The organism is Methylobacterium sp. GXS13 (assembly GCF_001455965.1).
Classification (GTDB): domain Bacteria; phylum Pseudomonadota; class Alphaproteobacteria; order Rhizobiales; family Beijerinckiaceae; genus Methylobacterium.
Map to the genome: position 1 here is coordinate 55,061 of NZ_LKKO01000001.1, position 13,589 is coordinate 68,649.

The 13,589-nt window shown below is 68.9% G+C and carries 16 protein-coding genes; 4 read left to right on the forward strand and 12 right to left on the reverse strand.

Annotation, left to right across the window (positions count from 1 at the left end):
* Positions 1-23 precede the first annotated feature (23 nt).
* The 6 genes from AO398_RS00310 to umuD form a co-directional block, all read right to left on the reverse strand.
* Positions 24-3,437, reverse strand: a complete 3,414-nt coding sequence (locus tag AO398_RS00310) for a PAS domain S-box protein (RefSeq protein WP_058190024.1) — start codon at positions 3,435-3,437, stop codon at positions 24-26.
* Positions 3,424-3,618: a type II toxin-antitoxin system ParD family antitoxin gene (locus AO398_RS00315; protein WP_058190025.1), complete on the reverse strand. Its 195-nt coding sequence runs from the start codon at positions 3,616-3,618 to the stop codon at positions 3,424-3,426. The genes AO398_RS00310 and AO398_RS00315 overlap by 14 nt, the downstream gene beginning before the upstream one ends.
* Before the next feature lie 220 nt (positions 3,619-3,838).
* On the reverse strand, positions 3,839-4,123 hold the full coding sequence (locus tag AO398_RS00320; RefSeq protein WP_058190026.1) for a hypothetical protein: 285 nt from the start codon (positions 4,121-4,123) through the stop codon (positions 3,839-3,841).
* Between the two features lie 61 nt (positions 4,124-4,184).
* Positions 4,185-4,538, reverse strand: a complete 354-nt coding sequence (locus AO398_RS00325) for a hypothetical protein (protein WP_058190027.1) — start codon at positions 4,536-4,538, stop codon at positions 4,185-4,187.
* Positions 4,539-4,703: 165 nt separating this feature from the next.
* Positions 4,704-5,993: a Y-family DNA polymerase gene (locus AO398_RS00330; RefSeq protein ID WP_058190028.1), complete on the reverse strand. Its 1,290-nt coding sequence runs from the start codon at positions 5,991-5,993 to the stop codon at positions 4,704-4,706.
* Entirely contained in the window at positions 5,990-6,418 is a 429-nt protein-coding gene (umuD, locus tag AO398_RS00335) for a translesion error-prone DNA polymerase V autoproteolytic subunit (protein WP_058190029.1), read from the reverse strand. The genes AO398_RS00330 and umuD overlap by 4 nt, the downstream gene beginning before the upstream one ends.
* A 475-nt stretch (positions 6,419-6,893) precedes the next feature.
* Between umuD and AO398_RS00340 the strand changes: the two genes are divergently transcribed.
* Complete coding sequence (locus AO398_RS00340) at positions 6,894-7,454, forward strand: hypothetical protein (protein ID WP_152997357.1); 561 nt, start codon at positions 6,894-6,896, stop codon at positions 7,452-7,454.
* A gap of 59 nt (positions 7,455-7,513) precedes the next feature.
* Here the strand turns inward: AO398_RS00340 and AO398_RS00345 are convergent, their stop codons facing one another.
* Positions 7,514-8,812, reverse strand: a complete 1,299-nt coding sequence (locus AO398_RS00345; protein ID WP_082643063.1) for a DUF2235 domain-containing protein — start codon at positions 8,810-8,812, stop codon at positions 7,514-7,516.
* A 54-nt stretch (positions 8,813-8,866) separates the two neighbouring features.
* Complete coding sequence (locus tag AO398_RS00350) at positions 8,867-10,888, reverse strand: AAA family ATPase (RefSeq protein WP_058190031.1); 2,022 nt, start codon at positions 10,886-10,888, stop codon at positions 8,867-8,869.
* 252 nt (positions 10,889-11,140) lie between these two features.
* On the opposite strand from AO398_RS00350, the gene AO398_RS27995 reads away from it, so the two are divergent.
* A complete protein-coding gene (locus AO398_RS27995; RefSeq protein WP_152997358.1) occupies positions 11,141-11,377 on the forward strand; it encodes a hypothetical protein in 237 nt (78 codons plus the stop codon).
* Between the two features lie 23 nt (positions 11,378-11,400).
* On the opposite strand, the gene AO398_RS00360 is transcribed toward AO398_RS27995, so the two are convergent.
* The 4 genes from AO398_RS00360 to AO398_RS00370 all read right to left on the reverse strand — a co-directional run bounded on the left by AO398_RS00360 (position 11,401) and on the right by AO398_RS00370 (position 12,713).
* Positions 11,401-11,826, reverse strand: coding sequence for a hypothetical protein (locus AO398_RS00360; protein WP_058190033.1), 426 nt, complete (start codon positions 11,824-11,826; stop codon positions 11,401-11,403).
* A 3-nt stretch (positions 11,827-11,829) separates the two neighbouring features.
* Positions 11,830-12,090, reverse strand: coding sequence for a type II toxin-antitoxin system prevent-host-death family antitoxin (locus AO398_RS00365; protein WP_058190034.1), 261 nt, complete (start codon positions 12,088-12,090; stop codon positions 11,830-11,832).
* 230 nt (positions 12,091-12,320) lie between these two features.
* A complete protein-coding gene (locus AO398_RS29640) occupies positions 12,321-12,446 on the reverse strand; it encodes a hypothetical protein (protein WP_280139102.1) in 126 nt (41 codons plus the stop codon).
* Positions 12,447-12,464: 18 nt separating this feature from the next.
* Entirely contained in the window at positions 12,465-12,713 is a 249-nt protein-coding gene (locus tag AO398_RS00370; RefSeq protein ID WP_160329298.1) for a DNA-binding protein, read from the reverse strand.
* Between the two features lie 178 nt (positions 12,714-12,891).
* Between AO398_RS00370 and AO398_RS29645 the strand changes: the two genes are divergently transcribed.
* Both AO398_RS29645 and AO398_RS00375 read left to right on the forward strand, forming a co-directional pair.
* On the forward strand, positions 12,892-13,017 hold the full coding sequence (locus AO398_RS29645) for a hypothetical protein (RefSeq protein ID WP_280139103.1): 126 nt from the start codon (positions 12,892-12,894) through the stop codon (positions 13,015-13,017).
* 140 nt (positions 13,018-13,157) lie between these two features.
* On the forward strand, positions 13,158-13,535 hold the full coding sequence (locus tag AO398_RS00375; protein WP_058190036.1) for a hypothetical protein: 378 nt from the start codon (positions 13,158-13,160) through the stop codon (positions 13,533-13,535).
* The last annotated feature ends 54 nt before the right edge of the window (positions 13,536-13,589 follow it).

Genomic DNA, 13,589 nt, shown 5'->3' on the forward strand with positions numbered 1-13,589 from the left:
TTTGGTGACGCCGGTGGGACGTCCTATTCAGCCGCCGGCCTGCGGCGCCGCCGTTTCGAGGCCGCCAGGCGCAGGATGCGGGACAGCGCCTCGACCGAGTAGGGCTTCTGCAGGAGCTCGAACCCGTGGTCGCTTTCCTGCGCGAGGACGTGGCTGTAGCCGCTGGTCAGAACCACCGGCAGGCCGGGGTACAGACGTCCGATCTCGCGTCCGAGCTCGACCCCGTTCGTGCCGGGCATGATCACGTCCGAGAACACCACGTCGTAGGTGTCGGGTTCGGCGGCCAGGGCCGCCAGGGTCTCGGCGGCGTTCCCGACCCAGTGCGTGCCGTAGCCGAGTTCCTGGAGGGTCTGGGTCGAGAAGGTGCCGACGTCCCGGTTGTCCTCGACCACCAGGACGTGGGTGCCCCGGCCGTCGACGGCGGCGTCCTCGTCCACGGCCTCGTCGACCCTTGCGGCGTCCGCGACGACGCGCGGGAGATAGAGCGCGAAGGTGGTCCCGTGCCCGACCTCGCTCTCGACTAGGACCTCGCCGCCCGATTGCTTGGCGAAGCCGAACACCTGGCTGAGGCCGAGGCCCGTCCCCTGCCCGACGCCCTTGGTCGTGAAGAATGGCTCGAAGATCCTATCGATCAGATCGGCCGGGATGCCGAAGCCTGAATCTGACAGCGCGATCCGGACGAAGTCGCCGACCTGCGCGGGATGCGAGCGCAACGCGGGGACGACCGCCACGGTGTCGACCGCGATGTCGAGCCGTCCCTCGCCGTCCATCGCGTCGCGGGCGTTGACCGCCATGTTCACGAGGGCGGTGTCGAACTGGCTCGGGTCGGCGCGGATGTGGCAAGGCTCGTCGCCGACGTGGATCGACACCGTTATCCGGGCCCCGGTGAGGGTCCCGACCATCTCGCCGATGGCCCTGACGCCGCGGCCGACGTCGAACACCTCGGGCCGCAGCGCCTGGCGCCGGGCGAAGGCCAGGAGCTGGCCCGTGAGCTTGGCCGCCCGGTCGACGGTGTCCGAGATCGCGCCGATGTACCTGCCCCGCCGTTCCTCGGAGAGGTCCGGTCGCTTGAGCAGGTCGGTCGACGACTTGATCACGGTCAGCAGGTTGTTGAAATCATGCGCGACGCCCCCCGTCAGCTGCCCGACGGCCTCCAGCTTCTGCGATTGCCGCAGGGCCTCCTCGGCCTGGAGCAGGCTGGCAGTCCGCTCCTTTTCCCGGGTGACGTCGCGTGAGACGCAGTACAGCATCCCCTCGACCGGGACGGCCGTCCACGACAGCGTGCGGTAGCCCCCGTCGCGCGCCCGGAAGCGGTTCTCGAAGGCGAGCGTCAGGCCGCCGGCGGCGAGCCGGGCGACCTCGGCGCGCGTCCTCTCGCGGTCGTCGGGGTGTTCGAGCCACTCCGAGGTCCTGCCGATGATCTCGTGGCGCTCCCACCCCAGGATCGAATGCCAGGCCGGGTTGATGCTGACCCAGACACCGTCCGCGTCGGCGACGCCGAGCATGTCCTGGCTCACCTGCCAGATCCGGTCGCGCTCCTTTGTGCGCTCGGCGACCTGGGCCGCCAGGGTCTCGTTCAACGCCCGGAGCGCCCCCTGAGCGCGGACGCGCTCGACCGCGTCCCAGATCCGGGCCGCGACCTCCTCGACCAGCGAGACCTCGTCGGCCGTCCAGGCCCGCGGCTCGCGCTGGTTGACGTAGACGACCGAGCGCAGGCGTCCCTCGTGGACCTGGGGCACGGCGACGATGGCGGCGATGCCGAAGGCGCCCATCCCCAGGCCGGTGGTGTCCGGATCCGCCTCGACGTCGGGATAGACCGACGTGCGGCCCGCCTTGAGGTTGGCGATGTTGCCGGGTCCGAACGCGTCGAGCGGGTAGGTGTCGGCCAGCGTCGCGACGCCGTCGACGTACTCGGTGCCGAGGGTGACGGACACGCCGTCGTCCCCGACGAAGCCGTAGCCGACCCGGCTGGCGCCGATGTGGCGCCCGAGGGCGTCCACCGCCGCCTGCATCCGGCCGCGCGGGCCGCCCTGTTCGCGCAACGTGTCGGTGAGCGCGAGCAGGAAGCGCTGCCGCGCCTCGGCCGCATGCCGTTCCACGACCCGCATCTCAAGTTCGGCGTTCATCTCACGCAGGCGTCGCTCGTCGAGCCTGCGGCCGGTGACGTCCGAGACCGTCAGGACGGCCCCCATGAGGTTGCCGCCCTCGAAGACCGGGGCGTTCGAGCAGACCACCTCGACCGGCGTGCCATCCTGGCGGAAGAAGGTCGCGTCGCGCTGCCGGAGGGTCGATCCATCCCGGATCGCGTCGACGAAGCCGCATTCGGATGCGGGGAACGGGCGCCCGTCCGGATGGTGGTGGTGGGCGGCCTCGTGCAGGTCCTGCCCGACCAGGGTCCCGTCCCCCCACCCCAGCAGGGCGTGCGCGGTCCGGTTGGCGAAGGTGACGATTCCGTCGAGGTCGAGTTGGAACACCGCCTCGCTGACGTGGTCCGTGACGGTCCGGAGCAGGTCGGTCTGCCGCTGCAGCGCCTCCGCCGCCAGGCGCTGGCCGGTCCTGTCCCGGAGGATCTTGAGGTAGCCGACGTGCCCGCCGTCGTCGGCGTGCAGCGGCATCATCTCGCCGAGCGCATAGAAGCGCGAGCCATCCTTGCGCACGTGCCAGCGCTCGTCGTTGCCGCGGCCTTCCTCGCGCGCGCCCTTTATTTCCCGCTCGGGGATGCCCGCGGCGTCGTCCTCGTCGGTGAAGAAGATACGGGCCGGCTTGCCGCGCATCTCAGCCTCGGACCAGCCGAGGATCGCCTCGGCCCCGGCGCTCCAGCCGGTGACGAGGCCGTCGAGGTCCATGGTCACCATCGCGTAGTCGATGGCGCTGTCGAGGATCTGGCTATGCCGGGTATCCGCCTCCCGGGCGCTGCGAAGGGCGTCGTCGCGGGCGGCCATCGACCGGCGCAGCTCCATCTGCGCCATGACCTGGCGGGCCAGCGCCTCAAGGGCCTCGGCCTGGTCCGGGGTCAACCCCTCGGGCCGGGGCTTCCCGTCGATCACGCACAGCGTCCCGAGCGCGACGCCCTCCGGGGTCTCCAGGCGGGCGCCGGCATAGAACCGCAGGTGGGGCTCCCCGGTGACCAGGGTGTTGCCGCGGGTCCGCGGGTCGGTTGTCAGGTCCGGGATCACCAGCAGGCCCGGTCGCGCGAGGGCATGCGCGCAGACCGATTGCGACAGCGGGGTCTGGCACGGGTCGAACCCGACGCGGGCCTTGAACCACTGGCGGTCGGCGGCCACCAGGCTGACCAGGGCCACCGAGGTCGCGCAGATCCGGGAGGCGAGCAGGACGATGTCGTCGAAGCCCCGCTCGGCCTGCGTGTCGAGGATGCCGTAGCCGTCGAGGGCCGCGAGGCGTTCCGGATCGCGGGCGGCCTCCTCAGGCGCGGTCATGGACGGCCTCGGCGTTGGCGGCCCCACGGTGCACCTTGGCCGCCTCCCGCTCGATCAGGAGGCGCAGCGCCGTCCTGACGACCTCGCTGATCGAGGTGTACTCGCCCTTGGCGACCTGGGCCTCGGCGTAGGCGATCAGCGGCTCGGTGAGGGCGATGTGTCGGGAGTGCTTGGCGGCCATCCGGTGCCGGTAGCAGCTCCGGCATCCGGTGTCGCAGCCGCGACACCCCTCCCGCACGGACGTGTCGCCGCAGCCGTCGTACGCGGTCCGTGACGCGCGCCCGATGGCTCCGGTGTTCCGCGCGGGTCGATGCCGGCCGGACCCTATGGAACGGCATGCCGCGCGACGTCGCCCGCGGTCGCCGTCCCTCGGGGGGGCGGGATCGGCGACGGTCGGCGAGCTATGTTCGGGTTTCGAGCGAGGCGACCGCGTCGCCGTTCCAGACGATGCCGTACCCGGCCTCCTCGACGGCCTCGGAGACGACCGCCTTCCAGTCTGCCAGAGGGCGGCCCGCCGCCGGGGCGAAGACCAGGGCGCAGATCCGCGTCACGTTGCCGACCGATGCGGCGCCCCGCGAAGCCCAATGCCGGTTCAGGGGCACCAGCGCGGCATCGTAGAGCCGTGCCCGCTCGTCGCTGGCCAGGAGGTCCAGACGCATGTCCTCGATTTCCGCGGGACCGATCATCTTCGAGGTTCCTCGTGCCGTATCCGGAGGGGGCGCGTCGGGCGACGCTCGTGGCAGCCGCCTACGGCAGGGCGCCGATCATGCCCTTGGCCTCGGTCATGGTGTTCTCGCAGCCGCGCTTGTCCCCGCGCCGGTCCTCGTCTGCTGCCCGGACGATGAGGGCGCGCGCCTCCGAGACGTGGCCCGCGGTCGAGACGGTCGCGGGATCGCTCGGGGCGTCGAGGCGAGCCGCGGACACGCCCCGGGGCGAACCGGTCCGGAGGCTGTGGCCTTCCTGCAGGCCGGTGACCTGAACGGCGCCGGCGCTGTCGAGGCGTCGCTCGATGGTGGCGATCTGTTCGGCGCAGGACGAGGCCATCGCAGGCATCGGCGACAGCGCCAGGATCAGGATCGCGAGGGTAGGGGCGATGCGCATCGAGAAAACCTTCGGGGAGGCAGCGCCGCGACCCCGCCCGGCGGGCGGTCGATCCGACGCCGTCCCCCGATCGTCGACGCGAGGGTAGCGCCTATCCAACCGGCGAGACCGGCTTATGTTGCGCTGCAACACGCTGCGCTGGGCAGGCCTGCGCGGGATGCGGGATCAGGCTGCCGCTATCACCGGAAGTTCATCGAGACGGGTCGTGTAGCGCGGCGAACGCATCTCAAACTTAGTCGACCAAGCGCGCTTGGTCGCGAGCCCGGCCGCGGCCGGGACGACCGCCCCGCGCCCGAAGCGGCGATTGCAGGCGTCGAGCGCCGCCATCAGGGCGGCGCCCTGCTCGCGGTCGAGCTGGCCGAGGCCGGGCATCGCCCGCTGCGAGGCGTGGAGGGGCAAGAGGTCGGTCGTGACCACGCCGGACTTCGAGTAGCGAAAGCCGTCCCGCCAGGTCTTCCGGACCCCGTGAAGGGCGGCCTTCACCAGCACTAGGCTATCGTTCGACGATTCCGGCAGGGTCACTACCGTCGAGACGGACCGTTGCGGCCAGGTCCGGTCGTGCTCCGAGGTGTGGAAGAAGACCGTGACGTGGTCTGTCCCCAGCCCCTCCCGCCGGAGCTTCTCCCCGAGCCGGGTCGCATGGGCGGCCACCGCCTGCTCCATCGTCGCGCGGTCCTTGACCCGGTCGGAGAAGCTGCGCGTCACGGCGCAGCCCTTCCGGGTCGCGGCGACCTCCTCCAGGTCGAGGCAGGCCTCGCCGCGCAGCTCCCGCACCAGGCGTTCGCCCACCACCGTCATGGCCTTGCGTACCGCTCGGGTGTCGAGGTCGCGAACGTCGGCGGCGCTCTCGCAGCCGAGCGCCCCGAGCTTGCGGGCGTTCGCCGGGCCGACGCCCCAGATGTCCTCGGGCGGGATCCGGACCATCCAGTGGTCGTAGGCTTTCCGATCGGTCAGGTCGCAGACCCCGCCGAGCTCAGGGTTCCTCTTGGCGACGTGGTTGGCGAGCTTGGCCAGGGTCTTCGTGGCGCCGATCCCGACGCAGGTCGGGATCCCCGTCCAGGCCCGCACCGTCTCGCGCATGTCGCGGGCGAGCGTCACCCGATCGGCCACCCGCACGTCCGAGATGTCCAGAAAACTTTCGTCGATCGAGTAGACCTCGATCCGGGGGGAGAAGTCCCGGTAGACCGCGTTCACCCGGGCCGACATGTCGCCGTACAGGGCGTAGTTCGAGGAATAGACCCGCACGCCCTTGGCCTTGCAGAGGTCGCGGATCTTGAACCAGGGATCGCCCATGCCGATCCCGAGCGCCTTGGCCTCCGGGGTCCGGGCGATCGCGCAGCCGTCGTTGTTCGACAGCACGATCACGGGCACCCGGGCTAGCCGGACGTCGAACACCCGCTCGCACGAGCAGTAGAAGCTGTTGCCGTCCGAGAGTGCGTAGGCCCGATCGCTCATTCGCTGCGGCGCCTCGGGTTCACCGAACCGGAGACCACGCCCCAGACCTCGATCACGGCGTCGGGGGAGAGCTGGAACTCGGGGAAGCGCGGATTGGCGAAGTGCAGGCTCACGCGGGGTCCCTGCCGACGCCAGACCTTGAACGAACGCTCCCCATCGACGTCCACGACGACCACGTCGCCGTTGCGCGGCTTGAGCGAGCGGTCGACAACGGCGATGTCGCCGTCGAAGAGCTTGGCCAGCACCATGCTGTCGCCGGCGACCCGCACCAGGAAGGTCGCCGGGCGGTTGGCGATCAGCAACCGCTGCAGGTCGATCTCGTCCTCGATGAAGTCGTCCGCCGGGCTCGGGAAGCCGGCCCGGACGGCCCGCGCCAGGATGGGGACGGGGATGGGCAGTCCAATCGTGACGCCGTGGACTTGCATGAGATCGCTCCGAATCTAACGGAACGAAAGATGAACATGTGTCGGCGGTTCCACCAAACGGCCGAGCTCACGAGACGCAGAAATTTACCGTCCCCAGCGAAGGGGCTGTGGACCCCTGTGGATAACATCGCGAGGGCGTCGGGGTGCAGGCAGGTCCCGATCCGAGCCCGGCGGCCCGCGGACGACGTCTTCAGGACCTCGGTTGTGCCGCCCTCCAACCCGCATGCGTGGCCATCTGCTAGGCTGGGCGCCGGGATGGCGGGAGCGAATCGTGGGATTGTTCGGACGGAAGGCACGGTCTCCGCAGTCCGGGCTTTCAGAGATCGCCCGAAACCTCGCTGAAGCCGAGATCCGTTATCTCGGGACGCTTCGCCGCGAGTTGGCCAACCTCATCATGTCTTCCGATCCGGACCTGATGCGTCGAGCCTATGAGAAGGCATGGCATTGGGAAAGCGAGACGGCGGGAAACCCGGAGATGCTTCGGGCCGACGAGCAGGCGCTCGTCACCCGTCTCCCCATGTTCGAGGAGTTCGACCGGATAGGTACCCGTCACTTCGTGCCTTACGGCGAAAGCCGGCGGGGCTTGGCCCACGACGAGCTGCTGGACGGATACCTGGATCTGTCACGCATCATGGTCTTCATGCGAAACCGCCTGCAACCAGACGTGGGGCGCCGTCGCCCCCTGCACGACGAGAAGGAGCACAAGGTCCTGCTGGACACCATCCATGCCGCGAAGGACCGCCGGTTCCGGTCCCGCGTCGAGGAGGCGCTCCGGCGCTGCCACGCCTATCGCCAGGGCTTCGGCGCCGGCAAGGAAGACCCCTTCGCGGGCACGCGCGAGCCCTATTCCGACGCTGAGGTCGAGATATTCGCGCTTCCCTATGGACCGACCCCGGAGAACGAGACCGGCATCGTGTTCAAAAAGTCCGACGAGTACGCGGTCTCGGCCGTGTTCCATCGCGATGACGGACGTATCTCGGAGGACCTCTACCGCAACGATCGGCAGTTCGTCGCGCGGACCCCGCTGAGCCGGTGAGCGAAGAGGTTCGCTCGGAACTGCTGCGTCAGCGGCAGACTGGCAGGGATCCGCCCTTACTACGGCGCGGCGGCTGTCGGGTCGTCCGCCCGGACCGAGGTCCGGATCTGTGCGGGGTCCACCTTCTTTCGTTCGGCCCAGGCGGCCAGGTTCTCGGGACGGTAGCCCGGATCGGCACGCCAGCGGTCGAACACCGTGACGTCGATGGTCTCGTTGACGTTGGTGTGGCTGCCATCCTCGCGCACCTCGGGGTCCCGCCCGATGACGCGGTACAGCGGTGACGAGACGAGCTTGTAGAAGCCGCGTCCGAACAGTGCGTAGGAATCGACGGTCGGAGCCTTGAGCGCGTCGCCGTCCAACTCGACGGCGGATCGGAACTCAAGGCCGTGCGACTGCGCCTTCTCCATGATCCAGCGCAGGGGCGATTGCGCCAGGAGGTCGGTCTCGTAGCCACCGCCGACATTGGCGTGGGCGCCGACGAACCAACGCTGCTCGACGCTGGCCAGCGTCCGAGGCTTCGCGAAGACGTCCTTGGGATTGTTCGACCGGCGCACGTCCCACAGCGTCGGAGCGAAATCATCGCGGTGCTCGTCGATCGCCAGGGCGTGGTAACCGTTCAGGATGTGGATGCGCAGCCCAGTTTGCAGGTAGTCGAAGGACGAACGGCTGACCCCCGGTATCTTGCCGGTCGACAGCCCGAGCGAACCGACCGTATCCCACACGCCGATCATCTTCACGTCTGCCGGCTGGGAATACTTGATGAGCCATCGCTCCTGATCCGTGAAGCTGGCCGCCTCGCCAGCCTGTTCGGCCTCCCTCAAACGCCAGATGCTTTCCTCGTCGCCCTTCTTGTAGCGCCTGAAGAGTTCCGAGGTGCCGATCGGCGATCCCGCCTTGAGGATCCCGTTGATCGCCACCAGTCCGGCAAGGCTCCTGGCCGTGAAGGCGCCGCGGCTGAAGCCGAAGATGAAGATCTCGTCCCCGTCGTTGTAATTCTCGATCAGCCATTCGTAGGCGAGGCGGATGTTGTCATCGAGCCCCTGGCCGAACATGCCGCCGAGGACCCCGTTCACGCCGACGCCGTAGTAGATGAGCTGCGGTCGGCCGTCCTTGCCCTTGGTCGCGGTGAGCGCCCGCATGCGCCAGACGTTCGTGTTGCTGTCGACGCTGTTCCAGGTCCCGTCGAGGAACACGACGAGACGCTTCTTCTGGAGGTCCGCACCCGCGAAGTTGGGTTGGGTCCCGCCTTTCTCGGAGGGCCGACCGACGAACACGACGGCGGCGACCAGCGTGACAAGCGCGGCCAGGGCGACCACCCAGAGCGAGAGCCGCCCGATCCACCGAAAAGCTGTTCTCATGACGCACCGACGGATCAGGCTTGAGCGACGAGACGAGTTCGGCAACCCTGGAATCTACCTCAACGCTGCGTTCACGGCATCGATCAGCTTCTTCCAGTGGGCGCGCTCCGCTTCCGTCAGGTCGGCGGCGTGGTGGTCGCGTGTCCAACGGACGTAAGCCTTCGCCAGCTTGTACTTCGAGAACGCCTTCTCCTTCGCGAGGATGTCGACGATCGGCCGTTCCGGTTGCGCGGCCGCGGTCGCGGCGACATCGAGGCCGAACTCGGCCTTGGCGATCCCGATCAGCGTCTCCCGCAGGAGGTCCTCGACCTCGGCCTTCGCCACCGGGTCGGCCAGATAGTCCTTCGTGCGCAGGATCGCCTTCTGTCCGAGCGTATGGACGAGGACCTCCTGCTTGGCCGCTTGATCGCCGGCCGCGTCGGAATCCAGGAGGGCCGCAACCTTGAGACCGTGGGCATGGAGGATGGTGGCGAAGTAGACGACCTTGCTGGCTGCGTTCGCCGTCACCAGGGCGATCCGCTCGTTCAGCCGTACGATCCCGTCGCCCGCCAGGAGCGCCGCCGTCGCCTCGACGTACCAATGGTCGGTCAACCCCTCCAGGATGAGGTTGCGCTGGTTGGCGAACAGGCTCTGGGCCAGGTCGTAGCCCAGGGCCTCCTGCAGCGGCAGCAGCGCCGCCGGGTCGCTGGAGGTGACCGCGGTGTGCACCTTCGTGCCGACCTTCCGATCCCGCATCTCGACGACCCTGACGAGGTCGAGTTCCCCCGGACCGACGAGGAACGGCGAGTGGGTCGTGTAGAGCGTCTGGTTACCCTCCGCGAGACGCGAGACGGTGTCTCGGAAGTCCCGCTGCTTGAGCGCGTGCAGGCTCAGTCCCGGCTCATCGAGCAGGAGGATCGCGTTCTCGTGCTTGTCGGCCGCCTCGGCGAAGAAGACGACGAAGAACGATACGAGCCACTGGAAGCCCTCCGAGCGCTGGTCGAGCTCGATCTCCACGCCCAGATCATCCTCGACGACCACCTTCAGGTACTGGCCGTCGGCCACGACGCGGAGCCGGTCGGCCTCGGCACGGTCGGGGTTCGGGTTCCAGACGCGCCTGATCTCCTGGGTCAGGCGGATGCTCGCGGCGTTCAATTGGTAGCTGCGCTTGTCGAGCTGGTCGCGGTACGCACGCAGCATGGCGGGGTCCTTGGCATCCGGCTCCTCGGCGCGGCCGAGGTCGGAAAGCGCCTTCGCGGTGAAGCCCAGGAGATTCAGGAGGCACGAGTTGCCGTAATCGTACTGGTCGTCGTCGAGGACACCGGACTTGAGGCGGCTTGCGAGGTGGGCGAGATGGATGACGGGCCTGACCCGGAAGTAGTTGCTGAACAAGACGAAGACCGGCATCCGCTCCCTCATCGCCTTCTTCGCGGCGAAATAGCGGTCGGGATAGGCAAGCCTGGACCGAAGCCCGTCCAAACGGCTCTCCTCTCTCTCGTCGTCCTCGTCGACGAGCGCCACGGCCTTGTCGAGCCAGGCACGCAAGGCCTCGGCGTTCTTGGCGTACAGCAGCGTGCCGTCATCCCAACCCTTGGCCATGCCCGCGATCGCATCGCCGGCCGTCGCCTTCGCGGGCTGGCCCTCCGCGGGCGGCGGGGTCCGGGCGTCGATATGTGCGGCGAGCCTGATCAGGTCCTTCCTGACCTCTCCGTAGGTCGGGAAAGCCGGACATCCTTGGAAGTCGTCGACAAGCCTGTTGTCGATGTATCTGATGGCGACGTAGGGGAAGGAAGCGAACTCGCTCCCGACCAGCTTCCTCTCGTCGGGATCCAGAGAGAAGACGGCGGTCGCGACCCTGACCTGCGTCGGGTCGACCTTCCTCGTCGTGATGTCGTTGTACAGCGCCCTCGGATAGTCCCGCAGCACGTCGAACGGCTTGACCCCCTCGGGCGGATTGACCTGTTGGAGGGCCTGGAGGATCGCCGTCTTCCCGGCCTCGTTCGGCCCGACGAGAATGGTCTTGCCCGGTTCGACCTCGAACCAGTCCGTGTCCCGGATACCCCGGTAGTTCTGTATGCGGGCTTTCGTCAGTCGCATCTTCGGACGCCTCCGCTGACGCTTCGAGCGCAAGAAACGTCGAGCTCAAGCGTGGCAACGATCCTGTTCCGCCTTCGTTCCCCCGACCGGATCCGCTCGGGCCTAGTCTCCCCGTTCCGTCCGCCTTCGATCGGTCGGGCCGGCGACCTTCGGCGGCGTCCTTCGCCATCGATCGCGCCGGCCCCGGAGGACGATGGCAAGCGAAGCGAGCCCATCGAGCGTCAGGTCGGCGCCGAGTGCGTTCGGCATGACATGCCTGGGGGCAGGGCACGATCGCACGACACCAAGGGCGAGGTCGACACGATCAAGCGGAAGCGGACCCGCGCGGACGAGATCGGACGCCTGGGGCTCATGCCCCCATGGTTCTCCGGGGTGCTCCCCGAAGGCGCCCTGCGCGAGCTGGTCGAGGACGAGCTCGGCCCGGGAAGGCACAACGAGAACGTGGTCCTGGCGCGTCTGGATCGCGGGGCCAAGGCGATGCGCAGGTAGGACCCCGGTCGTCCCGGGACGCTTCAGCGGCCGGGGGCCATGCGGTCGTTGCGCGCCGTCATGCCCGCCTTCATCAGCGTGAAGAACCTTCGCCGGACCTCGTCCATGAACGCGTCCGAGAAACGCCCGAACGTCCGCCCGTTCGGATCGTAGTTCCACGAATGGGGAAGCACGTCGTAATTGTATTCCGAGAGCACGACGAACGCCGGACGCTCCAGCTGGAGCCCGGCCCGTCGCTTCTCCGTCACCGGGATCTCGACCGCCTCCTGATCAGGACGCGGGTTGTCGGTGATCCCGGCCAGCAGGAGGTGATGGAGATCGACGCCTTCCCGGTCAGCCCTCGTCCTGGCCACGACCAGGCACGTGACCCGATCCTTGGGATTGTCGACCTTGCCGGCCTCGTTCGACCAAAGGTACGGGTAGTCGAAGACGGCGCCGGGCTGACGCATCCGCTAGTCCTTCACGCCGACGGCCTTGGCCATGTCCTCCGCGAAGATCTCAAGCAGGTCGTCCGGCGTCTCCGCCGTCATGACGACGCGGCGCGGGTCCCGGGAGCGGTCGCTCAGGCGGTCGAAATCCTCCGAGCGGACCAGGACAAAACGGGGGCGGCCGTGCCGCGTGATCCTGACGGGTCGACGGTCGGCCGCATCGGCGACCTTGCCCGTCCGGTGGACGAGGTCGCTCATGGTGAATTCCACAGTCGCGTCGTCCATCGAACCCTCCGTCCGCATCACGTATGTCAACTTAGGGCACAAAGTGTGAAAAGTCCACTAAGTTGACATTCGCAATGCGTCCTCATGCACGCACGAGGACGTCTCGACCCGAGATGCATCCCGCTCCGCAGGACCCCATGGCATGGGTGCGACTACCCCGGACATGCGGGCCTCGAACTCGCCCTCCCGGGGGACGACGGCACCGGGCCTCCGCAAGGCGTCGCCGACCGTTACCCGCCGGCGGCAGCCCCGGCCAGCGTCGCCCCGTCCTCGTGACGCGCCAGCCGCTCCCGCAGTCGGGCCATCTCCGCCTCGGCCACGTCGAGCCGCGCCAGCGCCTCGTCCATGATCTCCAAGGCCGCCCGCCGGTCGACCTAAAGCCGCTCGCGTTCCGCCACCAGCTCGGCCGCCGCGTCCGCCTGCGCCGCCTTCCATAGGTCCGTCACCGCGCTCCCGAGCGACGCCTGAACCCGCTCCGGCAGCCCCTTCGGCTCCAGCTTCGGCCGGTAGTTCCGCTTTCGCAGCAGCGCCCCCACCGCACGGTGGCTGCCGCCGTTCCTCAGCTTCGGGATCACGCTGCGCACCGACACCCGCACGCCATCCGCGTGCGGAGTTCCCGCCACGTATATATTCGCGGCATGGGCTTAAGCCCTGCACGATGCAGCCGCCGGGCGCGAGGCGGCCAGGATCGCGAGGGCGGACCTTGCCGACCAGCTGGCCCCCGCCCTCACCGCGGCCCAGCCCGAGGCAATCGCCCGGGCCGCCGAGCGGACGCCGAGCCTCCGCCGCTACCCCGTTGGCATGTCGTCCCCCAAGGTGCGGACCGCGCTCCGGTCTGGCGACATCGCCTCCTGGGACCTCGACCGCCTCCTCGCCGTCGCCGCCTCGATCGGCCTCAAGGCCAGGATCGTCCTGAAGCCGATCTAGTCCCGACGGGCCGACGTCGGGCGCACGTCAGGCGCACGTCAGGCGCACGTGCGCGCGCTGTGCGCCCGTGAAAATGAACAAACGCTCAGGTTATCGTCACACGTGACGTTCCTTGCGTCGCCGGGTGCTATCCTGCGGCCATGCGCGAGACCTTTCACATCCCGACCCCCGCTCACCCCGAGACCGGCGCCCGGCGCATCGGCCGGATCCGGCGGCAGACCGCCGACCGCATGGCGTCGATGCGCGACCGGTGGCGCGCGGAAGGGCGGCCGGATCCGGCCACGCTCGACCGGGCGATCGCCGATGCCTTGAGGGATGCGATTGCCGCGACTGTGCGGGAAGGCGTTACCAGCGGCCCCGTCGATCCTCAGGCGATCCTTAGGGGCGTCGCCCGCCAGGTCGTCGGCCGGACCGAGGCGGCTCGGGACGCGGGGCGCGAAGGTGTCGTCTACCGCCGCGAAGCCGTCGCCGACGCCCTGTGGAAGCGTCTGCTTCAGCCGAAGAAGGCGTCGTCATGATGTGACGGCAATCGCCGTTGCAGTCCGTAGGAGTAATGGGGGTGTCGTTCACCG

What these genes read in the sequence shown, in the direction of transcription:
- AO398_RS00310 (WP_058190024.1), bottom strand. Translation starts at nt 3,437, where the DNA reads ATGACCGCGCCTGAGGAGGCCGCCCGCGATCCGGAACGCCTCGCGGCC.
- AO398_RS00315 (WP_058190025.1), bottom strand. Translation starts at nt 3,618, where the DNA reads ATGGCCGCCAAGCACTCCCGACACATCGCCCTCACCGAGCCGCTGATC.
- AO398_RS00320 (WP_058190026.1), bottom strand. Translation starts at nt 4,123, where the DNA reads ATGATCGGTCCCGCGGAAATCGAGGACATGCGTCTGGACCTCCTGGCC.
- AO398_RS00325 (WP_058190027.1), bottom strand. Translation starts at nt 4,538, where the DNA reads ATGCGCATCGCCCCTACCCTCGCGATCCTGATCCTGGCGCTGTCGCCG.
- AO398_RS00330 (WP_058190028.1), bottom strand. Translation starts at nt 5,993, where the DNA reads ATGAGCGATCGGGCCTACGCACTCTCGGACGGCAACAGCTTCTACTGC.
- umuD (WP_058190029.1), bottom strand. Translation starts at nt 6,418, where the DNA reads ATGCAAGTCCACGGCGTCACGATTGGACTGCCCATCCCCGTCCCCATC.
- AO398_RS00340 (WP_152997357.1), top strand. Translation starts at nt 6,894, where the DNA reads ATGCTTCGGGCCGACGAGCAGGCGCTCGTCACCCGTCTCCCCATGTTC.
- AO398_RS00345 (WP_082643063.1), bottom strand. Translation starts at nt 8,812, where the DNA reads ATGAGAACAGCTTTTCGGTGGATCGGGCGGCTCTCGCTCTGGGTGGTC.
- AO398_RS00350 (WP_058190031.1), bottom strand. Translation starts at nt 10,888, where the DNA reads ATGCGACTGACGAAAGCCCGCATACAGAACTACCGGGGTATCCGGGAC.
- AO398_RS27995 (WP_152997358.1), top strand. Translation starts at nt 11,141, where the DNA reads ATGCCTGGGGGCAGGGCACGATCGCACGACACCAAGGGCGAGGTCGAC.
- AO398_RS00360 (WP_058190033.1), bottom strand. Translation starts at nt 11,826, where the DNA reads ATGCGTCAGCCCGGCGCCGTCTTCGACTACCCGTACCTTTGGTCGAAC.
- AO398_RS00365 (WP_058190034.1), bottom strand. Translation starts at nt 12,090, where the DNA reads ATGGACGACGCGACTGTGGAATTCACCATGAGCGACCTCGTCCACCGG.
- AO398_RS29645 (WP_280139103.1), top strand. Translation starts at nt 12,892, where the DNA reads ATGTCGTCCCCCAAGGTGCGGACCGCGCTCCGGTCTGGCGACATCGCC.
- AO398_RS00375 (WP_058190036.1), top strand. Translation starts at nt 13,158, where the DNA reads ATGCGCGAGACCTTTCACATCCCGACCCCCGCTCACCCCGAGACCGGC.